Origin of the sequence: Streptococcus gwangjuense (assembly GCF_003627155.1) — a bacterium.
In the GTDB taxonomy this organism is placed as follows: Bacteria; Bacillota; Bacilli; order Lactobacillales; family Streptococcaceae; genus Streptococcus; species Streptococcus gwangjuensis.
On sequence record NZ_CP032621.1, the window covers coordinates 1,251,949 to 1,274,947 of the forward strand.

Sequence of the window (22,999 nt, forward strand, 5' to 3'; positions counted from 1 at the left end):
AAGCTAGTTAAAATCGACAAGTTCTGACAGCCAGGAAGTAAAGTCCTCTCATCCTGATTAGGAACTTCTATAATTCATTACTTTTTATTTGCAAAAATAGAGGTTCTAAAATCATTTGTTTGGTCTAGGTAGGCTTTAAAGACTGCTCTCTTAAGTTTATGAACTGCACTGTCAGTTTCTGGGTTATAGTCACTCCAACGAGGACCTATAGCATCCTGTAAAACAGCTTGATCCATGAGTTCTTGCAATTCTTTTACTCTTTGAATGGTTTTGGTGGCATTGCTCATCCATGATTGCGTCGGATCTTTAAAAGTAACTTTAGTCAAATGTTCAAACTGAGCAACGCGCTCTTGATACATAGCTTTTTTGAAGGCTGCCCAAGATGAATACTGACCACCAAATAGCTTTTCTAAAACAAGCTTATCTGTCACTAATCCTTGCTTTTTACCGTAGAGGTTGATTGTCTGACCATTTTGTTTAGCAATTTCTTCATATTGGTTGGAAATATATGGGACCATACCATCTTTAAATCCTTTAGCAGCTAAGAGTTCATAAGCTATCCGGCGCCCCATAAGATCTCCAGGAGTTCCTTTCTCACTGCTCAATGCTGAAAAGATTGGTGCAAAGAGTTTAATCGTAAAATAGCCATTTCTCTCATATGTGCCAGCTTGATACTCACGAGCCGAAAGAATATTATTGTCAATCAAACTATCAAAGCTGGTCAATTTTTTAGCCTCATTTTCTGTCAATTCTTTGACTACGTTAGTGGCGTAAACGTCATTTCCGTCTGCTGGATCTTTCACATACTTGTTCTCAATTTTTCTAAGAGCTTCCATTTTCTGAGATACATTCAGTTTCTTAACGATTGATTGCCCTTCAAGATATTCCAACAGATAGATGAGGTCAAACATATTATGAGCGTATTTCTGGAGATCGGATGCATCTTTGAATCGTTCCGTCGGATCTAAGACTTGTAGACGGGATCCTTCTAAGCTATCTGATTTTGAATGTTTCAAGATTGAGTTAATGGTAATGGTCGCATCATTTGGATGATCTGGAGCTTGTAATAAACCTTTAGCAAAGAACTCAGGACCAAGACCACTTCTTCGACCATAACCACCAAGATAGATATCCTGATCGGAATCATGGGTCATTTCATGGGTATACGTTATAGCGCCATCCTTATCCAACATACGGTAAGACATATAGTAGACACCATCTCCTGTTGCGTATGCACCGTGATGATTATGAACTACCTTGTTACCAACTGGTCCAAAGAAATGTTGCATTGCAGGATTTGAATTCTCAAAGTCTGCGATTGTTGAAGCCTTTCCTTCAGTATGATCATCACCAAATTTATAGGCATCATAAAGCAGAATCGTACGATAGAGTTTTTCACGTCCCTGATTATCTAAAATACGATACCAATAATCATAGTGATCTCGCTGACGCTTGGCTGTTTCACGCGCATTATCTTCAACAAACTTATTGAGTTCATCTCCAGCCTTATAGTCGCTGTTGCGGTAGCGATCGTAAGCTCCAAATCCTAGGCTAGACAAGGTTGAGATGACAAATACAGATCTTTCTGGCAAAGTAAGGAGAGGCAAGACCATATTGCGGTATTTCCAAGTACTACTAGTAATTCGGTCATAAACACCGATAGAGTACTTAGTCCCTGCTTGCTCTTGCTTGGCTTTGACCTCTGCAATAGTGGATTTTTCTTCGACGATGAAAGCTTTGGTCTGTTTTTTAAACCAGTCATTGTTGCTAGTGTTTGGTAAAAAGACTTTTCGGTAATTTTCTAGCGTGCTAAACAAATCTGTCGTTCCATGATGACTGGCAAGACTGATACCATAAGTATCAACGTTGTTCTTAGCAAGCAAATTATTAAATCCTGATTTCCCTAACTCAATCAAAGTATCTAACGGAGATGCATTTCCTTTGCCAAAGAAATTAAGGTGATACAAGACCAAGTCTTTAATATTAACCTGACCATAGCTAAAGTTATACCAACGCTCTAAGTAACTCATACCAAGAAGCAAGGCTTCCTTGTTGCGCTTAATTTTATCTACGATGTAACCTGTCATTACTTGATTGTTTTCCACTAGACCAGCATCCGCTGACAAAAGTTTTCTCAGACTGTCTTCTAGATGCTCCTTCGTTTTAGCAAACTGCTCTTCTAGATAGAGCTCGGTTTGCTTCACTTTGGGTGAGATACCGAGTGTGTTTCTGATCTCATCTGAGTGATAATCTACCTTCTTCAATTCTGGTAAGACTTGCTGGATAATCGTTTCTTGATTATACAAGAATTGGTTTGGCGTATAGAGAAGCCCCGTATCTCCTAGACTATATTCTGCTAACTTAGCAAAATCAGTCTGGTACTTGAGCTGGAATGTTTCAGAGGAATGATCCTGGTAATGGAGCAAGAGTTTGTTTGCAGTCTGTTTGTTGGAAACAATATCTGTGATGACTTGGTCATCCTTCATCATGACTGCAGACAAGAGTGCTTTTTTATATAAAAGACTGTTCTCATTGACCAGGTTTCCGTATTTGACGACGGTTGCCTTGTTGTAGAAAGGTAGCAATTTTTCAATATTTTTATAAGCCAAGGCGCGCTGAGCTTGATAATGCTTCACCTTAGAAAAATCACTTTCTTTACTACCACTTATTGAAAGAGGCTCCACTGTTGGAGGAGTGAGAGGATTGATTTCTGCTTTTTTATTAGTCACTTCAGAAGCATCTAGCATTGTTCCTCTTTCTACAAATGATTCCTTGCTGACGACTTCTTCCCTGACCAAGGTGACATTGTAGACTCTATTAGCTTTGTTGCTGAATGTATTAGCCACCTTCATTTCATTATAGTGGTAACCGGTAATAGCATTCCCGTTGGTTACATTGACATCACTTAGTACATTGGTCAATCTTCCTGCATGCTGTTCCTCATTCGTCTTTCGATCCCACAAATATCCAGCCACACCCGCAACTCTACCAAAGTGCTTGACATTGTTGATATCACCTTCAGCATAGCTATCCTGTATATGCGCATCTTGGTCTACTAGACCTGCTAGCCCACCAACAGTCTGATCTGAACTATTCGTGTTGGATGAAATGCCTACTGTCGCTTTTGACTTAGTCAGTGAAGCTCTGCCTCCTGTCAAATGACCGACCAAACCACCAATATTGTATGCCGCAGTCGTTTCGTAAGTATTAACAATTCTTCCCTTAAAACTGCTCTCTGTGATGCTTGATTGGTCTGCCTTAGCCAACAAACCACCGATACCACGTTCCCCAGCCAGAACACCATCGACATGAACTTGCTTAATCTTTGTGTTATCCGTAGCTTCATTGGCCAGTGAACCGATATCATCTTTACCAGAAATAGAGACATTTTTTAGGCTCAACTTTTCTACTGTGGCCCCTCTCAAGCTTTCAAAAAGAGGTTTTTTCAAGTTGTAAATAGCATAATGCTTGCCATCTTTTTCACCAATCAACTGACCAGTAAAGGTGCCTTTGATGTAAGATCTGTCATCAGGTCCCAACTCCACTTCGTTGGCATTCAAGCTAGCCGCTAAATGATAGGTTCCAGAGAGATTCTTGTTGATAGCTTTAACTAGGTTGCTAAAGGAAGTGAAGGTTGTTGTTTCTTCTGTGGCCTTTTTTGCGAGATAGAAGGTGAAATTATCGACATATTTATTTTCTAGCTCTTGCTGGAGTTTCTCAGCTTTGGCTATGATTTTATAAACGGATTGTCCATTTTTTATTTCTGCAGTTATTGAAGCGACAGGTAGATAGACATCTTTGAATGACGACGATTTTACCTTAACAAAGTAAGTGTCTAGATTACTTGGAACACTGTCTAAAGAAACATGTTGTTTGTAAGTACCATTGGTCTGACTATACAACTCCAGATCCGAAACATTTCTTAATTCAAGTGTTTTTTCTGGATCTTTTTCTTGTGGTTTTTCAGATGGAGTTTCCGGTTTTTCTTGCTCAATATTGCCAGTATATTCTGGAAGAGGGGCGATTTGTTCGGGTTCAACAATCGCTCCGGATTGGGTACCTGTATAAGATGGTTTCGATGGTACCTGTTCTGGTGCGACTATTGCTCCGGATTGAATGCCAGTATATTCTGGCAAGGAAGGCTGAGTCTCCGGTTCGACGATGGCACCAGCTTGAGTTCCCTTGTACTCTGGTTGTGGAGCCACTTGCTCTGGTTCAACAACCGCTCCGGACTGGGTACCTGTATAGGATGGCTTATCAGCCGTTTCTGGTTCGACGATGGCTCCAGATTGAATTCCTGTATATTCTGGTTTTTCATTTGTCTCAGGGGCAACTATTGCACCAGATTGCTCACCTTTATATTCTGGTAAGGAAGCATGGGTCTCTGGTTCGACGATAGCACCAGCTTGAGTTCCCTGATATTCAGGTAGCGGAGCTACTTTCTCGGGTTCGACTATTGCTCCAGACTGAGTGCCTGTATAGGATGGTTTATCAGTTTTCTCAGGGGCAACTATTGCATCAGATTGCTCACCTTTATATTCTGGCAGGGAAGGCTGAGTCTCTGGTTCGACGATGGTACCAGCTTGAGTTCCCTTGTACTCTGGTTGTGGAGCTACTTGTTCGGGTTCAACAATCGCTCCGGATTGGGTACCTGTATAAGATGGTTTTGATGGTACCTGTTCTGGTTCGACGATGGCTCCAGATTGGGTGCCAGTATATTCTGGTTTTTCATTTGTCTCAGGGGCTACAACAGCTCCCGATTGCTCACCTTTATATTCTGGCAAGGAAGGCTGAGTCTCCGGTTCGACGATGGCTCCAGCTTGAGTTCCCTTGTACTCTGGTTTTGGAGCTACTTGCTCTGGTTCGACAATAGCACTGGACTGAGTGCCTGTATATTCTGGTAATGAGGCCTGAGTCTCAGGCTCTCCTTTTCTTGCAGACTGAGGTGCTTCACTCGGAGCAACTGCCTTCTTAGTCCCTTTCTCTACTATACGTGGCAAGGATTTTTCTACCTTGGTCGAGAGGATCTCACGAGTAATTTCTTGGTTTTCAACAGTGAAAATACGAACAACCTCAACCTTCTTCCCAACATGACCTTCTTGTTTGACACGAATGGTTCCCTCTGCTAGTTCGGGATTTTCCTGAACCACTTCAGCAAAGTCTAGCTTGGTTTCAATCTCTTGATCTTTGTATAGGAGCTCTGGTTTGTTCACGCGACCAGCCAAGACTTCGTCATGAGGATCCACACTAGCAATACCAGACGGCTTTTGATTGGGTGAATCTTGAGAAGGGATTGGCTTGTCAGCAGGGCTTGTTGGAGACGGATTTTTCCGCTCATCTCTTACATTTTGCCCACCTTCATTGGACTGGAAATGAGAGTGAACCGTATCGTCTAGTTTCTGATCTCTAGCAACAGTTTCTAACTGATTAATTTTCTTGTCTTGCTTAATATAGCCTAGATAGGTATAACCTGACAGGACTCTTGGCAGAGGCAGACTATCTCCTTGGGATAATTGATATTCTTGATTGTATTGTAGCAAAAGCTGATTTTCAATAGCCTGAACCGAAGAGACCAAACCGCTCCCCACGCCTGTTATCAAAACAACCTTCAACAATGCTTTCTTATTGCCTTTCTTTCTCGAAACAGCAAAAATGAGGAGTCCAATCGAAGCGAGGGCTCCACCAGTAAGGGCGGTAACCAGATTATTGTGCTCACCGGTATGAGGCAACTGACCTAGTTGGGCTTTCTCATCCATACGGTAGACTAGATAATAGGTACTCTCACTATCTTCAGCAATATTAGGAAAATCCTTTACAATCAAGTCCTTCTCTTGCTTACTTAACTCTGTATCTGTCACATATTTGTAGTGAATAGATACATTTTCTTGAGCAAATACGGTCCCACTGCTAGCAATGGACACAAAAAATAAGCTCGAAATTGAAGCAGACACAAGACCAATCGCCAACTTTCGTAAGGAAAAACGATGCTGCTTCTCTCCAAAAAATTTTTTCATTCTATATCCTCTCTATTATTTTGTCCATTTCAAAATAGAAGAAGCATTTTGCTTCCTCACTATGATAAACTTACAAGAAACAAAAATACTTCGATATATATTTTGATATATTCAATCTACAACCATCATTATACTATAAAAAGAGTTCCTTGTCTCAAATAAATGCTTTAGATTTTACGAATGAAATAGCTTATTTATCCTATAAAATTTTTCGTCAATTGGTAACAAAAAATAAGGCTGACCGCCTTCATACTGTAATAAGTATTTCTAACAAAGATTCAATTCATTCCACCTCAGTTCGAAAGATATGATTCTTCAATTTCGAATTTTTTCAAAATTTCAAAGTATAGGAATTGCCAATAATTGTCATAATTTATCCTATCTAGTCCACGAATGGGATCAATCCAACAGAACTACCTACGATAAACAATACAGACGGTGCAGGAGTCACACGCTCATCGTCCTTGAAATACACAATAGCCACAATTCTTAAAACTAAAATAGTAACTTTCATCAATCATGAAATCATTGAAAAATCGTCAACGCCCTTCAATTACCCTATTCTAACTCCAAATCAGAAGCGACCAATAATCTCATCAAACTTATCGAACGAAATGCCTTTGGTTTTCGAAACTTTGAAAACTTCAAAAAATGATTTTTATCGCTCTGAACATCAAAAAAGAAAGGACGAAATTTGTCCTCTCTCTATCTTAGCTTTTCTTTAATCCACTACTGCTGACAAAGAACCAATTTTAGAGTTTCTCCATTTACTCTACTTGACAAAAACTCTATTTATAGTTCAACTTTAAATTTTTTGAGGCTTCCTAAAAATAATGAAGCACCAACAATAATGACGATTCCCCCTATCCATCCTAATAATGGAACCAATGCAAGTGCAGAGCCAACAATTAATAAGACTGAGGGTGCAATAGAAATTCTATTATCATCTTTATAGTATATTAGTGAGAGAATACCTAGAATTAAAATTCCAATTTTTACTAAACTAAAAATAATAAAAATAATTCCTAAGATGACACCAACAACTTCTTCATCATCAAATATAGAGGCAATCATAATTATAATAATTGGCAAAATGGTTAGAATAGTTCCTGTAACTAAACCAATGATACCATCTAATTGAGCAAGTGTTTTCTTTTTCATCAATATTTCCTTTTCATTAAAAATTAATATTGTACATTATTTTTGTTTAATATTTTCTTTTATATCAAACTAAAATACACACACAGAAAACTTTTTTAATCTATAATTCGATTATTTCTCTTCAAATCCTTCTGCGACTGCGTCTGCAAAGTTTTCTTCTACGATGCTTGCACAGTGGTCACAAATGACTGCGTGGTAGCTACGTTCTGCTGTCGTTGGGTCGATACGACGGCAACGGTCACATACATCACCTGCAGCGCGTTCTACTGTAAAGGCTACATCTTCGAAGCTAACGGCAGTTTCTGGAGCTTGTCCTTCTGCGATGGTCAATTCAGACACAATCAAAAGTTGAGCTACATTGCTGTTTACTGCTTCGAGTAGAGTTTTCACCACTTCATTTGGATAAACTGTCAAGTGAGCTTCAAGTGATTTACCGATTACTTTTGCATTACGAGCTTCTTCCAAGGCTTTTTGAGCTTGTCCACGGAAGTCCATGAAGGCAGCCCATGTATCCAAGATTTCTTCTTGATTAGCAAAAGTTTGAGCTTCTGGCAATTCTGACAATTGGACGAAGTCTTCAGCTTCAAACTCAAGATATGACCAGATTTCTTCAGCAGTGTGAGGAAGGATAGGTGTCAAGAGTTTGGTGATTTTGACAAGAATGTCATAGAAAACAGTCTGCATTTGACGGCGTTCGAGTGATTTAGCACCTTCAATGTAGACAACATCTTTAGCGAAGTCAAGGTAGAAGGCTGACAAATCAACGTTGATAAAGTTCACCAAAGCCTTGTAGATTGTCAAGAATTCAAAGTTGGCGTAAGCATCACGAATCGTTTTCACAAGCTGGTTAAAGCGAATCGTCATGTACTTATCAACTGAACGAAGCTCATCGTAAGCTACTGAGTCTTGAGCTGGGTTAAAGTCAGATGTATTGGCAATCAAGAAACGAAGGGTGTTACGGATCTTACGGTAAGTTTCAGACACTTGGCTCAAGATATCCATAGAAATACGCACGTCGTTGCTTGAGTCAACACTTGTTACCCAAAGACGCAAGATTTCAGCACCGAATTGTTTTTCAACATCGCTTGGAGCAATGGTATTTCCAAGAGATTTAGACATCTTCTCACCTTTACCATCAAGAGCAAAACCTTGTGACAAGATTTGTTTGTAAGGTGCTACGCCATGGTTGGCAACAGATGTGATGAGTGATGAGTTGAACCAACCACGGTATTGGTCAGAACCTTCTAGGTAAAGGTCTGCTGGGTAAGTCAACTCCGGACGATTTACAACAACCCCATTCCATGATGAACCTGAGTCAAACCAAACATCCATGATATCTGTTTCTTTCTTGAACTCGCCATTTGGTGAACCTGGATGTGTAAATCCTTCTGGCAAGAGGTCTTTAGCATCACGTTCCCACCAAATGCTTGAACCGTGTACTTCAAAGAGTTGAGCCACATGTTCAATGGTTTCAGCAGTCATGATTGCTGTACCATCTTCAGCGTAGAAGATTGGAAGTGGAACACCCCAAGCACGTTGACGAGAGATAACCCAGTCGCCACGGTCACGGATCATATTGTAAAGACGGACTTTACCCCATTCTGAGTGGAATTTCACTTTTTCAATTTCGTCCAAGATGTCTTGGCGGAATTTAGAAACTGAGGCAAACCATTGTGGAACTGCACGCCAGATGATTGGTTTCTTCGTACGCCAGTCAAATGGATATGAGTGAGAGATTTCTTCTTGCGCAAGAAGGAGGTTGCCAAGTTTTTCGATAACAGTTGGTACAACCTTGTCATAGAATTGACCTTCAAACTCAGCACCAGCATTGGCCATCATAATACCACGTTCGTCAACAGTCACTGCGACTTCAAGACCATTAGCAATACCAACATTATAGTCATCCTCACCAAAACCAGGGGCTGTATGGACAATACCCGTACCAGAATCAGTCGTAACGTGGTCACCAAGGATAACCAATTCATCTACAGCTGTATCCCATGGGTGTTTTGTTACGATATGATTCAATTCTTGACCACGGTAAGTTGCCAAAACTTGAACATCAGCCCAACCAAATTTCTCAGACAAGCTAGTCAATAATTCTGCAGCAACGACAAACTTACGAGCTTCACCTGCAGGTTGAACCAAGACGTAATCAATATCCGCTCCGACAGTCAAACCACGAGAAGCTGTGATGGTAAATGGAGTAGTTGTCCAGACAACGATGTAAGTATCTGTATCTAGAACACCTTTGCCATCTTTTACCTTATTTGCATAGTAAAGGGAAGTTGAAACCAAGTCATGGTATTCAATCTCCGCTTCTGCAAGGGCAGACTCAGATGACCAAGACCAGTAAACTGGCTTGGCACCACGGTAGATATAACCTTTATTAGCCATCTCACCAAATACACGGATTTGAGCTGCCTCATAGTCAGGTGTCAAAGTCACATATGGATTTTCCCAGTCACCAGAAACTCCCAAACGTTTAAAGTCTTCACGTTGTTTATCTACTTGAGAAAGAGCGTATTCACGGCAAAGTTTCAAGTACTCAACCAAGTCCATTTCTTTACGTTTGATACCTTGTTTTGCCAAAACTTGCTCGATTGGCAGACCATGAGTATCCCAACCTGGGATAAATGGTGCGTAAAAACCTGACATAGATTTTGAACGAACAATGATATCTTTTGAAATCTTGTTCATAGCGTGCCCAACGTGGATATTTCCGTTCGCGTATGGAGGGCCATCATGCAAGGTGAAATGAGGTTTTCCTTGGTTCAATTCTTGACGACGTTGGTAAAGTTTTGCATCTTCCCATTCCTTTTGCCAAACTGGCTCTTTGGTAGGAAGTCCTGCACGCATTGGGAAAGCTGTTTTCCCAAGGTTAAGGGTATCTTTGAGTTTCATGGTATCTCCTTTATAAAAAATAACAAATTAAAAACCACGACTGCCAAAAAGGACGAAAATCGTGGTACCACCTTTATTCGGAAAAAGATTTAGTCTTTCTCCCTCTTATCCCGTAACGTGGGGAACGTCAAATCCTACTAATTTCAGACTTGAGTTTTTGAGAGGATAATCTTATCATTAGGGATTACAGGACTCACACCATCTCCTGCTCGCTGAAAATATAAGGATAAGATATTGTTCTCACATATCACTATTCATTATAAGATAAGGACAGATTCTTTATTTGTATCTTCCTCATTCGATGAAGGGGCTTCGACTTCAACTGGCTCTAAATGTTCTTCCACATAATGATCTTGTTGAGCTTCAAATTCAGCTAATTCTCTATTACCAGCCTCAATTCGAGCTTGTAACTCAGCCATTTCTTCAGGTGTAAATTGACGAGTCATATCGATTGGTTCTTCTTCTGGTTGTGAATATACTGACTCACCAAGAACTTCACCAACAACTTCTTTAAATGCTTCATCACTTGTCTGAAGGTAGGTAGCTGTTGGGCGCAGAATATCTTCCCAATCTGATGATTCAACAATTGCTAACTGGCTCTCAATAGTAGATTTGAGACGTTGGTGGAAGACACGGCTCTTGTTCTTCAATTCTTCAGTTTCAACAGCAACTTTCTTAGCATTATCAGTAGCTTGACGCAAGATCTCATTAGCCTTATATTTTGCTTCTTCAAGCAAACGTTGGGCATCTTGCTCTGCCTGTTGGATAATATTATTAGAACGATCTTGAGCAGCTTGTTTCACACGCTCTGCCGTATCTTGAGCAATCAATACTGATTGACTCAAAGAATCTTTCATCTCATCAAAGTAAGACAAACGTTCTTCCAAGCTTTTGATATGCAACTCTTTATCATGATTGCTTCGAACTAAATCTTCATAATCACGAACAACAATTTCAAGAAATTCTTCAACTTCTTCTGGATCAAAACCTCTAAATCTTGTACCAAAGGTTTTATCTTTGATTTCTAACGATGTAATTGGCATATTTTTCCTCACTTACTTAATAACAATTGGACCGTTAATTTCTTTTTATCTTTTTTTGTTTGCCCATTATCTCTAACGAGTTTTAATCGACCAAATTTCCTCACACTAATCAAATCACCAACTTGGACTGCATAATCTGATTTTTCAACTAAATGGTAATTCACTTGGACTGCCTGCTTTTCAATTAGCTGACTTGCCTGATTTCTAGACAACTTGAAGACACCTGCTAAAAAAACATCTAATCTAGAACTAGCGATACAAATATCTAATTCTTGATAATCTTCTACTGTAGTAATTTTCTCAGTAAAATCCCGTTCTTCTAGACGAACCGGTAAACGAGCAATTTTCGTAATGCCGTCTTGAAAAAGGAGCATAAACTGTCGATTAATGATAATCTGCGCCCTCTCTTCATTGACTAAGATATCACCAAATAGCTTCCTATCAATTCCCAGCTTGTTTAAAACAGTCCCTAATATTTTTGCATGTGTTAATCGCTCAAACTTACTAGGATAGACAATTTCTTGCAAGGATAATTCAAAATCAGAGAATTCTGGCTCAAAATAATCAGGATACAGGAGAACCCGTACATATTCAGTATCAAGAAACTGCCGACTGCTCATATAGGAGATGCCGTTGGTTGATGCTAAAACATTTAAAATCTTTTCTTGATGGGGATTTACAAAAGGTGTTAAAAAAGGAGAATAAGAATCTTCTACCTTTTTTATCCATTCTGCTCCCTTATCAATAAATGACGAATCATTCTTAGAAAAGTGTTGATAAATCATCTTGTTCATAGAAAGATTACTAAAAGTCGAATCAACTGTTCCCCTAGGAAGTGAACTAGTAATACCGCAATCCAGACAGACAAGTCAAGACCTGCAATCTGGAGGGGTAAACGTTGCAAGGGAGCTATTATCGGTTTCACTAAACTAATGATTAAGCGTCCAAGACGTGACTCATATGCATTGGGAAACCAAGACATCAGAGCAAACACGATTAAAATCAGTGAATAGATATCCACTGCATTTTGAACAAAACGAATGAGAAAGATCATTATCTTACTCTCGTACGTTTCATATCAAAGCCAAATTCACCATTTTGTGATTCATCTGGAATTTTGATATCTTCAATATTGACGACAACATCAACTGGTGTCAGCAGGTACATAGTAGATGCTACCTTTTTCATATTACCAGCTAAAACGTGGCGCGCCCCATCCAGATAGTCCAAACAACGACGTGCTTGAACTTCTGTCATATATTGGAAATCAATCAAAATACTTTCGTTACCAGCTAATAAATCAACAATATCTGTGGCATCTTCGTATTTACGTGGATAACGAACATCAATTGTCACCTTATCAGTAGAACGTTGACTTTGCATAGCCAACTCTTGTTGACGGGCATGAAGACGAGTGATGTTTTTATCTTTAGATGGCGTACTAGCAGCTTGTTGAGGCAACTCTTGAACAGAAGGAACTGGAGTCACAATCGGCTCTTCAGCTTTAGGCTGATATGGAGTACCAACATCTTCTCCATCTTCTGTAAAGTAATCTATAAATTTATCAAATCTATCTTTTAAAGACATAGTTCTTTCCTATTTAAAAAATGCTGAACCAATTCTGACAAATGTTGAGCCAAATTCAATCGCTTCCTTGTAGTCACGACTCATACCCATACTCAAGTCCGTCATTGGCATATTGGGAATTTGTTTTTCTCTAATTTCTAGTTGCAAATCCTGCGTAGCTTTAAAAATCTCTTTCAACTCATCACTACTAGCTTCAAAAGGAGCCATGGTCATCAAGCCGACATATTCGATTTTATCTAAGGTGGCCAATTCTGACAAGAGCTCTAATAGTTCTTCCCTTGAAAAGCCATGTTTGCTCTCTTCCTTTGAGATATTTACTTGTAAGAAACACTTAACAACTCGGTCACTTCTTTTTTGAATTTCCTCTGCTAGCTTTAATGAATCCAAAGCGTGAAAATAATCAACGTACTGAATGACATCTTTGACCTTGCGTCTTTGCAAGGTTCCAATCAAATGCCAGGTAATATTTCTATCTTTTAAAGCTTCATATTTCTCAAGAAATTTATCCACACGATTTTCACCAATATGATGCACACCTAGCGGAAGTAAAGCCTCCGCTGTCAGTACGTCTACATATTTTGTAACAGCAACAATCGAAACAGAATTGGTTTCTCTTCCTGCCTGCTGACTTGCATCTTTTATTTGTTGAAAAACACGTTCTGTATTTTCTTTCAAATTCATTTACTTAACGATTTTTGAAAAATGGAGGAGTGTCTAATTCATCCTCATCGTGTAAAGATGGCGCTTCAAAACGTTCAACTGGTGATACCACTGAATCAGTTGGTCGAACAATTGTCTCACGACGCAAGTCCCAATCGCCAAATGCTGAAGTTTGAGAAGTTTCTGTACGGCGAGGTGCTGGACTTGGAATTTCTGCAGTTTCAGCCATATCAAAGTGACGATTATGATTGTATGCATGACTAGGACTTGCTTGCTCATGACGAACAGCTTGTCTTGGTGCATGGCCCACAACTTTTTCAACACGATCTTGGCGAACACCAGTTGCCACAACTGTAACACGGATTTCATCTTTCATGTTTTCATCGATAGATGTTCCAAGCCAGATGTTCACTCCTTGACCAGCTGCTTGGTTGACAATTTCTGAAGCTTCTTCTGCTTCAATCAAAGTCAAGTCAAGACCACCAGTAACGTTGACGATAACATCCTCAGCACCGTCAATAGTTGTTTCAAGAAGTGGTGAGTAGATTGCCTTACGAGCTGCTTCTACCACACGTTCTTCACCACTACCGATACCGATACCCATTAGAGCGTTTCCTTTATTTGCCATAACTGTTTTCACATCGGCAAAGTCAAGGTTAATCAAACCAGGATTTGTGATCAAGTCCGTAATTCCTTGAACACCTTGGCGAAGTACATTATCTGCTTCGCTAAGAGCTTCAAGAAGTGGAGTTTTCTTATCAACAATTTCAAGCAAGTTGTTGTTTGAAATAATCAATAGAGTATCTACATGTTCGCGAAGCTGATTGATTCCTTCTACAGCGTACTGACCACGTTTGCTTCCTTCAAAACCGAAAGGACGTGTCACAACACCAACTGTAAGAGCACCTAAATCTTTAGCAATGCGGGCAATAACAGGAGCTGCACCCGTACCTGAGCCACCTCCCATACCTGCAGTAATGAAGACCATATCTGCTCCAGTAATAGCTTGAGTCAAGGCTTCTTCGCTTTCTTCAGCAGCCTTTTGACCAACTTCAGGTCGACCGCCAGCACCCAAACCACGAGTCAATTTAGGGCCTAACTGAATTACAGTCTCAGCTTTTGTACTACTCAAAGCTTGTACATCTGTGTTTGCCGCGATAAATTCTACGCCTGCAACACCTTCGTCAACCATGCGGTTAATGGCGTTACCACCACCTCCACCAACACCGATTACTTTAATCACTGCACCTTGAGCAGCCGCTGTATCAAATGAAAATGTCATAGTTTATTTTTCCTCTTTTATTCATCAAACATACTTCCAATTAAACCACGGAAGCGATCTGCGATTTTTGGTTTATTTTGAGAAGATACTTTATCTTCTTTTGGAGCAACTACGTTCGTAGAAGCTGATTGCTCTACCTCAGTATTTTGAACTGGTTGAATAGGGGTAGGTTGTGCTACCTGCGTAACACGTTGAATCATCCCACCAAAATTAATTGGTTGGTGACGCAAAGTATCCTCACCCTTGACTGCTCGTTGTGCTAACAAATGCACTTCAGTCAATTGACCAGCAAATTCAGATAAGCTAATCACATGAGCGAAGGCAGGGTTACGGATTCCAACTTGATTTGGAACGTAAAGTTTAACACCAACGCCAAATACTTCCTGCGCAAGTTCAACAATACCTGGTAAAATAGCATTTCCACCAATCAGAACAATCCCACCTGGAAGATCCAACAAATGTCTTCTTTCCAACTCTTGTTTGATTTGTTCAAAAATGTGTTTAATGCGAGCTGAAATAATCTCTGCTAGGTAGCTTTCTGTAACCTCAACAGGCTCTACTTCACCAATCACTTCAACTTGGAAGGTTTCATTACTTGCAAGTGAAGGGTAGGCTTCACCATAGTTTAATTTCAATCCTTCAGCTAGTTTTTGTGAAGTCTTCAAGACTTTAGAGATATCTTTTGTGACATAATCTCCACCTTCTTGAAGAATATTTGTAAACTGAAGTTCTTGGTTACGGATTGTAGCAACAGTTGTTTGACCTGCTCCCATATCAATCACAGTAGCTCCAAATTCACGCTCTCCTTCGTTCAAGACTGAACGAACCAAAGCCAATGGTGAAATAATAATATTTTCAACTTGAACACCTGAGCGCTCAACTGTCTTGCGTAAATTGTGAAGAATAGTACGTGGACCAGTGTAAAGTAAGCCACGCATTTCAAGACGAACTCCCATCATGCCACGTGGGTCACGAATACCTTGGAAGCCATCTACGATAAATTCTTCTGGAATAAAAGTGATGACTTCACGATCTGGTGTCATACTCTTTGTCAAGGCTGATTTAACAACATTTTCGACATCTTGATCTGTAATTTCTTTTGTATCAGATGTAACTGGAATCATTCCTTGAGTTGGTTCTACTTGCAAAAGATTTCCAGGCAAACCAACATTCACTGATTTAATTGAAATGCCAGCTTTCTCTTCTGCTTGGGAAATAGCTGACTTGATAGCAGTTGCTGCTGCTTCAATATCAACGATAATCCCATCCTTTACACCCTTACTCTTGGCATTACTTACACCAATTACATTTAGTTCACCATTTCTAAGCTCGGCAACCAACACCTTAATCGAATTGGTTCCGATATCTAAGCCTGTAAAAAAACCATCTCTAGCCATTACATCGCATCCTCTCTCTTCCAAGTTTCAAACTTCTATTCAATATAGCTAAAACAGGGCATAGCTATTCACAGAATATTATAACACAAAAAATCCAATCGTGCTTAGTTTTTCCTAAATTTACTTACCATTTTTTCACATTCGCTCATCATATTTTTGTATTTTCCAAACAAGTTATAAAAAATTAGATTTATGAAAAAAGAAAGCTTGATTTTAAGCTTTCTTTGCAATCATTTTTTCTGCTTCTTGTTCTAAAAATAGTTCCAAGATTTTCTTAGTCAAAGTTATTGCAGCAGACAAGGCTAGAGAAACGATTAAATAATTAGCTACTAAGCCATGGTCTCCAACCAATGGTGGTTTTGTCAAGAATCCGTAATCTCCACCTGTTACTAAATTGACCACAAAAATCAAGGCATTTAGTGCAAAGGTCATGAGAAAAATTCCCTTCACATCCAGCAATCGCGCATTATACTGTCTCAATAGATAAACTAAAGAGTTCCCCAAGAGAGCTAAGTGGCCAAAGATAAAGGATAAAATCGCAATATGGGGGAAAGGATAGGCATCTGGCACTGGATAAACAAAGGCTGCTAATGTCCCAAATGTCCCTAGTAGTGCAAAATACTGCCTATATTTAGACTGACCAGGAAGCAAAAGCACCACAAACATAGCCATACGACAATGGTAAAAAGGTAAACTTTCTGACAGCGGCATATGATTGATCCAGTACCAACCATAAAGTAGAATCAACTGAACTGCCTGTAAGATTTGGAAAAATCGTTGGTAAGCCTTCTTTTCACGATATCGATAGGCTGTAAAAAATGTTAAGGCTAAAAGTGTAAATATACTGACATACCAAAAAAGGTCAAATTTGGGTGGTTCTGTTGCTTGGGTCGTAAAGAAAATATCCCATAAATTCATCTAGTCTTCCTCATGATTCAAAATTTTCCTGCATTTTATTATACCATGCTATTTGTCAAAAATGGATTTAGAAATACGATAATCATCTTCTTAATCAAGATATTGCTCCCTCTGACCTTGATAAACCTGCCAAAGAATCTCTATTTGCTCCTTGGTAATGCGTTTTTCAGATAAGGCTGGCAGTTGGTCAATGGCAAAAAATTGAAGGTCAGCAATTTCTTGATTTTTTTGGAATTGTCCATCAAGAAGCTTACATTCAAAAACAAACTTTGCATATTGCTTGCTCTGTAGTTGGAAACGATTTGTATCAAAAACAGCTAGTAGTCTTTCTACTTTAGCTTCAAAACCGGTTTCTTCTTCAATTTCCTTGAGAATATTTTCTGTTGGAGAATAGCCGACTTCACCAAAGCCACCTGGCAAAGCCCAATCATTCTCTCCTTGTCCCCTAACCAGACAAATTTTTTCATCCTCAACTATCCAAGCACGGACGTCCATTAAAGGAGTCGCATAAGCGGAGGTCGGTTTCAAGAGTTCTGCCACTTCGTCTGCATCAAGGTCTGATACCTGATTCAACATTTCAGATAACAGACTTCGCAAGTCTTCGTAGCGCTCACGATCAAAAGGATCCTTTGTAAAGGTTAGTCCAGTATCTGTAAGGGCAATCATTCTTTGCAGATACTTAACAAAATCACTTGGCTTCATTTTCTAAACTTTCTACCAACTTGGCTAGATTCATAGAGTTAGAGCCCTTGAGCAAGATTTGATCATTAGCTCCTAGACTTTCCTTGACCTGCTTAACTAGGTCTTCAAATTGATCTTGGTTTTCTATTTTCTTGAAGTAGTAAACGTGGCCGATTGGGAACATTTGACTGGCCAGTTGAGCCAATTCTGCAATGTCGTCTCCATAGAAAATAACAGTATCAAGCACATCTGGAGAAAGGCTCAAAATCATCTGATTATGGAATTGGACAGACTGGTCGCCGAGTTCCTTCATGTCTGCTAGAACAGCAATTTTCTTTCCTCCTTCGTTGGCTGGGATGGCAGAGAATGTCTCCAAAATCAACTTCATAGCAGTGGGATTGGCATTGTATACGTCAGACAGAATATCTGCTCCATTAGCTGCTTTCTTCCACTCGGTACGGTTACGCGTCAATTCAAGATTTTGGAAGGCCAAACGGATTTGCTCCTCTGAAACTCCTTCTTGTAGAGCCACATAAGCAGCAATCATAGCATTGGTGGCATTGTACTTACCTGTCACTGGCAAATCGAGGGCTTGTTCCAAGAAATTAGCCTTAAAGGTCAAGCTATCCTTACGCTCAACCAAGTCGGTAATTTCCAACTCTGCTCCTTGCCCAAAACGAACTACCTTTTTATCAGTTGGCAAGTAGTCCTCTACAATCGGATCTGCTGGTGCCAAGAGCAAGGAATTCGAAGACATCCCGTCTGCAATTTGCATTTTTCCTTTAGCAATCTCAGAACGATCTTTGAAAAAGGCCAAATGGGCTTCTCCAACCAAGGTCACGATGGCTGTTTTTGGATGAGCCAATTCAGACAAGAGATGAATATCTCCCAAGTGATCCTGCCCCATCTCTAAGACCAACTTTTCTGTTTCTTCAGGCATATGGAGAACTGTGTAAGGAAGACCAATCTCATTATTGTAGTTACCTTGTGTTTTGTAAGTTTTGTAGGTTGTTGATAGCAAGTGAGCTAACATATCCTTGGTCGTTGTTTTGCCATTTGAACCTGTGACAGCAAAGACATCAACTGCTGTTTTTTCAAGATAGTAGGCAGCTAGTCTTTGAAAGGCAGTCAAGACATCATCTACTAGAATGTAGGGATGATTTGCGATTTCTTTCTCAGACAGGGTTGCAGCAGCGCCATTTTCAAAAGCTGTTTCGATAAAGTCATGACCATCACGCGCACCTTTTAGGGGCACAAACAAGTCCCCTGTAGTAATCAAACGACTATCAAACTCTGCCTTTTCTAACTGGGTGTCCTCAAAAATGCTGATATCATTTTTAGCTCCTACAACTTGAGCCACTTCATGAATTGTTAATTTCATTTCTACTCCTTTAAAAAGGGTTGAAATCCGAGAACTAAAATCACCTTGCAGTGATGGTTCTGTCTTCTACCCTCTCTTTCATTTTTATAGCAAATGCGCTTCGCGCTTGTCAAAACTTTCCTTGGCAAGGTCCACCAAACGCTCGATTAGTTCTGGATAGCTGATTCCCATATTATCCCAAAGTAGTGGGTACATAGACCACTGGGTGAAACCTGGCATGGTATTGAGCTCGTTGAGGAAAACCTCTCCCTTATCTGTATAGAAGAAATCGCAACGAGATAGACCGAACCCACCAATGGCACGAAAGGCCGTTTCTGCATTTTGACGCATGACAACTACCACATCATCACTGATTTTAGCTGGGATATCCATGGTAATCTTGTTGTCAATATATTTGGCATCGTAGTCATAAAAGTCAACATCCTTGACTACTTCTCCTGGTAGCGTACTCTTGACATCGTAGTTGCCCAAGAGACCAACCTCGATTTCACGAGCATTTACCCCTTGCTCTACCAAGACACGGCTGTCATATTGGAAGGCAAGTTTCAAAGCTTGACGGAGTTCCTCTTGATTTTCAGACTTGGAAATACCGACACTTGAACCCATGTTTGATGGTTTTGTGAAGACTGGATAAGTCAATTTTTCTTCAACTTCAGCTATTTTAGAAGTCACATCATCACCTTCGACGATGGCTACATAAGGAACTTGGGCAATACCAACAGATTCTAAGACACGCTTGGTCGTGATTTTATCCATGGCAAGACTAGATGACAAGATATTGCAACCAACGTAAGGCATTTTTAAAACTTCAAGGAAACCTTGAACAGAGCCATCTTCTCCCATTGGACCGTGAAGGACTGGAAAGACCACTGCTCCTTCTTCATAGATAGCACTTGGTGCAACTTTCTTATCCCAATCAATGGTTTCATTGGTCATGAGACGGTCCTCTTGACCTGGAGTCTGGCTAAATTCTTGCGTTTTAATAAAGTCACCTGACTGGCTGATGAAGAAAGTCTTGACTGTGAAACGATCGTAGTTGACCGCACGCATCACACTCTCAGCTGAAAGAACAGAGACTTCACGCTCTGCACTACGTCCACCGTATAAAAGAATAATCGTTTGTTTCATATTATTTGTTCCAATTCTAATAGAATACTCGCTCTTTAGTATATCATATTTGCTTCTTTTTTGAAACTTGAACCTGATACTAGTCTTCAAGAAATCTAAAAAGAGACCGATAAAACAAATGTCGGTCTCCTTGATATTTTAAATAAATTGAATTTGTTAATTTGTCTAGACTTACAACTCTGTCCGATTTTCAATAGCTCGTAAGAGGGTGACTTCGTCCGCATACTCGATATCTGCTCCCACAGCGAGGCCTCGTGCCAGACGTGTGACTTTGATACCAGCTGGTTTGAGCAAACGTGAAAGATACATGGAAGTTGCTTCTCCATCTGCTGTGGCATTGGTTGCTACGATTACCTCTGAAACTTCACTCTCCATAAGACGAGTCATGAGGCTCTTGAGATTGATATCATCTGGACTGATACCATTCATGGGAGATATGAGTCCATGTAAGACATGATAAAGTCCATGGTATTCTTGAATATTCTCCATAGCCGCCACATCGCGACTATCCTCGAGAACTAAAATGGTTGTCTGGTCACGAGTCGGATCGGTACAGATAGAACAAGGATCGTCGTCTGTCAAACGTCCACAAATAGAACAGTAGGTCAATTCTCTCTTAGCAGAAAGGAGATTTTTTGCAAATTCATTGACGTCGTCATCCGACATCCCAATGGTATAAAAGGCCAGTCGGGTAGCTGTCTTAATCCCGATACCTGGAAGTTTAGAATAACTGTCAATCAACTTAGCAATAGGTGTTGGATAAAGCATGGCTTCCTTTCTAATTCATTGGATGGTGTTGGTTGTATAGATTGATAATGTCGCGAGCAATTGCTGGCCCAACATTTTTGGTTAAATTGGTATTATGAGGAAAGACTACTGCAACTGCAATTTGAGGATTTTCTGTTGGAGCATAGGCCACGGCATTGGTATTATTAGCTTCTTGACCACCAGCTACATAGCTTTCAGCTGTACCGGTCTTACCACTGATAGAAACAGTGGCGCCATCTGAAAACGCCCGTCCTGTCGTTAGGGGACTAGTTCCATGCGATACTTGGTAAAATCCTTGGTGCAAGATTGCCATATCTGATTCAGAAATATTGACCTTGTTGATTTCCTTGGTATCTATTGCTTGGATTAATTCCCCAAGGCCACCCTTATCATTGTTGTCATATATTCCCTCGACAATATGTGGAGCTAGACGAACACCATTGTTAGCAATAGTTGCTACATACTGAGCCAACTGCATGGGCGTATAGTTATCAAACTGCCCAAAGGCATTAGTAATGTAATTAGCAAAGCTATAGTCTTTGGGAACAAATCCAGTAGATTCATCTGGTAGATCAATTCCGGTCGCAGAGCCCAAGCCATATTCACCAAAGGTTGAACGCAATTTACCCATAGCAGATTCTAGATTGCTGGTGCCGACAAACATATTGGGTTGGTAGGTCTGCCCCATAAGACCTAGAGCTGTTTGGACCATATAGGCATTAGATGAATACTCCAGAGCTTGGACTGCCGTAATCGGCATTGGCACAGAAAAGGCAGTATACCAAGAATTAATTGGAGCTGAGCCTTGGAAGACAATCGGTTGGTCTGTCAAGGTCTGGTTCCCTGACAAGACTCCATTCTCCCAACCAGAACTGATGGTCGCCGCCTTGACAACCGAACCTGGGACAAAGACATTAGTCACCGTTCCCAAGGAATCAGGCGTTAGCTCTCCCGTTTTCAGATCATGTTTGAGCCCGGACATAGACAAAACAGCACCTGTTTTTGGATTTAGAGCGACTGCATACACACCTTCCGAATACTTGGCTCCTCCATTTCCTAGTTCGGAATTAAAATAACTCTTAAGCAGATTGTCCACGCTATCTTGGAAGGCCAAATCAATGGTCAGTTTAATATTGTTCCCTTTGGTACCATCTTCGATATTTTCGACACTTTCCATGTTGCCGTACTTATCTAGATGGATTTCTTTCACCGAGCGTTTCCCTTGCAAGGTTTCTTCATATTGTTTTTCTAGATAAGAAGTCCCAACACGGTCGTTTAGAGAATAACCCTTTTTGATATAAGCATCTGCTTCTTCAGCTGGTAGACCAGCTTTTTCACTGGATACACTTCCTACTATAGACGAAAGAGAAGTCTCTAGAACTTTTCGATCCCACGAAGTTGAAATACTGATACCAGGTAAATTCTTAGAGGCCGAAGCAATCAAGGCAATCTGAGTATCTGTTAAGGAGTCTGTCGCAATGGCTCCTGTCTCAAAGTTTCCAACAGCATTTAACTGGCTAAAAAGATAGATTTCTTTCTTATCATCCTCTGTATAGTTTAATTGACTCGTTTGGACACTATCGACCGCATTGTTATAGAGTTCTGATTCGGATAGACGATTGCCATCTGAATCAAGACGTTTCTCACGTGGTAAGCTTTCCACTACTTTCTTATAGACATCTTGATCTGCTAGATAATAGTCCGCCAACTGTCGGTCAGTCAATGTTGGAGAAGTAACTCCTACATAGGCTAACAGCTTCTTGGCTGTTTCTTTTAAATCTGCAGCCGTCATTTTGTTGTTACGAGTAAATGAAACAACTTGTTTCACAGTATTTTCAACCAAGGGCTTGCCACTGGCATCATAAATTTCACCCCGAGCTGAACTAGTAGTCACCTTTGTTTTACTAGCCGATGCTAGTTTTGTCTCATAAAAACCCTTGTTCAAAACCTGCATATAAAGCAGGCGACCAATAATGGTCATAAAGAGTAAAATGATGATTGAAAACAATAAATTAAGCCGAATCGGAATCGAATGGCTGTTAAATTTCCTCATACAAATCAGTCTCATTTCTATT

At 40.1% G+C, this 22,999-nt stretch carries 17 protein-coding genes, 1 pseudogene and 1 other annotated feature; of the genes and pseudogenes, 1 reads left to right on the top strand and 17 read right to left on the bottom strand.

Features of this window, described 5'->3' with window-relative positions; translation table 11 throughout:
* Positions 1–77: 77 nt before the first annotated feature.
* The gene (locus D7D53_RS06075) at positions 78–6,014 is read right to left on the bottom strand and encodes a ZmpA/ZmpB/ZmpC family metallo-endopeptidase (protein WP_120770447.1); all 5,937 of its coding nucleotides are present in this window, start codon (positions 6,012–6,014) and stop codon (positions 78–80) included.
* A gap of 382 nt (positions 6,015–6,396) precedes the next feature.
* Complete coding sequence (locus D7D53_RS10270) at positions 6,397–6,531, bottom strand: hypothetical protein (RefSeq protein WP_281268565.1); 135 nt, start codon at positions 6,529–6,531, stop codon at positions 6,397–6,399.
* 15 nt (positions 6,532–6,546) lie between these two features.
* Here D7D53_RS10270 and D7D53_RS06085 point away from each other — a divergent pair.
* Positions 6,547–6,728: pseudogene (locus tag D7D53_RS06085) on the top strand (transposase); the annotation flags it as partial.
* 78 nt (positions 6,729–6,806) lie between these two features.
* On the opposite strand, the gene D7D53_RS06090 reads toward D7D53_RS06085, so the two are convergent.
* The 15 genes from D7D53_RS06090 to pbp2b all read right to left on the bottom strand — a co-directional run bounded on the left by D7D53_RS06090 (position 6,807) and on the right by pbp2b (position 22,992).
* Entirely contained in the window at positions 6,807–7,175 is a 369-nt protein-coding gene (locus tag D7D53_RS06090) for a hypothetical protein (protein ID WP_020901697.1), read from the bottom strand.
* Between the two features lie 111 nt (positions 7,176–7,286).
* Positions 7,287–10,079, bottom strand: coding sequence for an isoleucine--tRNA ligase (gene ileS, locus D7D53_RS06095; protein ID WP_120770448.1), 2,793 nt, complete (start codon positions 10,077–10,079; stop codon positions 7,287–7,289).
* 45 nt (positions 10,080–10,124) lie between these two features.
* Positions 10,125–10,336: a binding site (T-box leader), on the bottom strand.
* On the bottom strand, positions 10,337–11,122 hold the full coding sequence (locus tag D7D53_RS06100) for a DivIVA domain-containing protein (protein ID WP_020901696.1): 786 nt from the start codon (positions 11,120–11,122) through the stop codon (positions 10,337–10,339). It lies immediately after the preceding feature.
* An 8-nt stretch (positions 11,123–11,130) separates the two neighbouring features.
* Positions 11,131–11,916, bottom strand: a complete 786-nt coding sequence (locus D7D53_RS06105) for a YlmH family RNA-binding protein (protein WP_020901695.1) — start codon at positions 11,914–11,916, stop codon at positions 11,131–11,133.
* On the bottom strand, positions 11,913–12,176 hold the full coding sequence (locus D7D53_RS06110; protein ID WP_004257761.1) for a YggT family protein: 264 nt from the start codon (positions 12,174–12,176) through the stop codon (positions 11,913–11,915). Before D7D53_RS06110 ends, D7D53_RS06105 begins: the two co-directional genes overlap by 4 nt.
* Positions 12,176–12,709, bottom strand: coding sequence for a cell division protein SepF (locus tag D7D53_RS06115; protein WP_020901693.1), 534 nt, complete (start codon positions 12,707–12,709; stop codon positions 12,176–12,178). The genes D7D53_RS06110 and D7D53_RS06115 overlap by 1 nt, the downstream gene beginning before the upstream one ends.
* Positions 12,710–12,718: 9 nt before the next feature.
* Positions 12,719–13,390 (bottom strand): YggS family pyridoxal phosphate-dependent enzyme, encoded by a 672-nt coding sequence (locus D7D53_RS06120; RefSeq protein ID WP_120770449.1) that lies wholly within the window; start codon positions 13,388–13,390, stop codon positions 12,719–12,721.
* A gap of 4 nt (positions 13,391–13,394) precedes the next feature.
* Positions 13,395–14,651: a cell division protein FtsZ gene (gene ftsZ / locus D7D53_RS06125; protein WP_120770450.1), complete on the bottom strand. Its 1,257-nt coding sequence runs from the start codon at positions 14,649–14,651 to the stop codon at positions 13,395–13,397.
* 17 nt (positions 14,652–14,668) lie between these two features.
* A complete protein-coding gene (gene ftsA, locus D7D53_RS06130; protein ID WP_033688313.1) occupies positions 14,669–16,048 on the bottom strand; it encodes a cell division protein FtsA in 1,380 nt (459 codons plus the stop codon).
* A 213-nt stretch (positions 16,049–16,261) separates the two neighbouring features.
* Positions 16,262–16,966: a YwaF family protein gene (locus D7D53_RS06135; protein WP_120770451.1), complete on the bottom strand. Its 705-nt coding sequence runs from the start codon at positions 16,964–16,966 to the stop codon at positions 16,262–16,264.
* A gap of 90 nt (positions 16,967–17,056) precedes the next feature.
* Complete coding sequence (locus D7D53_RS06140; protein WP_120770452.1) at positions 17,057–17,668, bottom strand: NUDIX hydrolase N-terminal domain-containing protein; 612 nt, start codon at positions 17,666–17,668, stop codon at positions 17,057–17,059.
* Positions 17,655–19,028: a UDP-N-acetylmuramoyl-tripeptide--D-alanyl-D-alanine ligase gene (locus D7D53_RS06145; RefSeq protein ID WP_120770453.1), complete on the bottom strand. Its 1,374-nt coding sequence runs from the start codon at positions 19,026–19,028 to the stop codon at positions 17,655–17,657. Before D7D53_RS06145 ends, D7D53_RS06140 begins: the two co-directional genes overlap by 14 nt.
* Positions 19,029–19,112: 84 nt before the next feature.
* Positions 19,113–20,156: a D-alanine--D-alanine ligase gene (locus D7D53_RS06150; protein WP_120770454.1), complete on the bottom strand. Its 1,044-nt coding sequence runs from the start codon at positions 20,154–20,156 to the stop codon at positions 19,113–19,115.
* A 171-nt stretch (positions 20,157–20,327) separates the two neighbouring features.
* Positions 20,328–20,924 carry a recombination mediator RecR gene (gene recR, locus D7D53_RS06155; protein ID WP_084888727.1) on the bottom strand — a complete coding sequence of 199 codons (597 nt, stop codon included), beginning with the start codon at positions 20,922–20,924 and terminating at the stop codon, positions 20,328–20,330.
* A 10-nt stretch (positions 20,925–20,934) separates the two neighbouring features.
* A complete protein-coding gene (gene pbp2b / locus D7D53_RS06160) occupies positions 20,935–22,992 on the bottom strand; it encodes a penicillin-binding protein PBP2B (protein WP_120770455.1) in 2,058 nt (685 codons plus the stop codon).
* Positions 22,993–22,999: the final 7 nt, after the last annotated feature.

Bases quoted from the DNA above. Each gene is read 5' to 3' on its own strand.
- D7D53_RS06075 (WP_120770447.1), bottom strand. From the start codon at position 6,014: ATGAAAAAATTTTTTGGAGAGAAGCAGCATCGTTTTTCCTTACGAAAG.
- D7D53_RS06090 (WP_020901697.1), bottom strand. From the start codon at position 7,175: ATGAAAAAGAAAACACTTGCTCAATTAGATGGTATCATTGGTTTAGTT.
- ileS (WP_120770448.1), bottom strand. From the start codon at position 10,079: ATGAAACTCAAAGATACCCTTAACCTTGGGAAAACAGCTTTCCCAATG.
- D7D53_RS06100 (WP_020901696.1), bottom strand. From the start codon at position 11,122: ATGCCAATTACATCGTTAGAAATCAAAGATAAAACCTTTGGTACAAGA.
- D7D53_RS06105 (WP_020901695.1), bottom strand. From the start codon at position 11,916: ATGAACAAGATGATTTATCAACACTTTTCTAAGAATGATTCGTCATTT.
- D7D53_RS06110 (WP_004257761.1), bottom strand. From the start codon at position 12,176: ATGATCTTTCTCATTCGTTTTGTTCAAAATGCAGTGGATATCTATTCA.
- D7D53_RS06115 (WP_020901693.1), bottom strand. From the start codon at position 12,709: ATGTCTTTAAAAGATAGATTTGATAAATTTATAGATTACTTTACAGAA.
- D7D53_RS06120 (WP_120770449.1), bottom strand. From the start codon at position 13,390: ATGAATTTGAAAGAAAATACAGAACGTGTTTTTCAACAAATAAAAGAT.
- ftsZ (WP_120770450.1), bottom strand. From the start codon at position 14,651: ATGACATTTTCATTTGATACAGCGGCTGCTCAAGGTGCAGTGATTAAA.
- ftsA (WP_033688313.1), bottom strand. From the start codon at position 16,048: ATGGCTAGAGATGGTTTTTTTACAGGCTTAGATATCGGAACCAATTCG.
- D7D53_RS06135 (WP_120770451.1), bottom strand. From the start codon at position 16,966: ATGAATTTATGGGATATTTTCTTTACGACCCAAGCAACAGAACCACCC.
- D7D53_RS06140 (WP_120770452.1), bottom strand. From the start codon at position 17,668: ATGAAGCCAAGTGATTTTGTTAAGTATCTGCAAAGAATGATTGCCCTT.
- D7D53_RS06145 (WP_120770453.1), bottom strand. From the start codon at position 19,028: ATGAAATTAACAATTCATGAAGTGGCTCAAGTTGTAGGAGCTAAAAAT.
- D7D53_RS06150 (WP_120770454.1), bottom strand. From the start codon at position 20,156: ATGAAACAAACGATTATTCTTTTATACGGTGGACGTAGTGCAGAGCGT.
- recR (WP_084888727.1), bottom strand. From the start codon at position 20,924: ATGCTTTATCCAACACCTATTGCTAAGTTGATTGACAGTTATTCTAAA.
- pbp2b (WP_120770455.1), bottom strand. From the start codon at position 22,992: ATGAGACTGATTTGTATGAGGAAATTTAACAGCCATTCGATTCCGATT.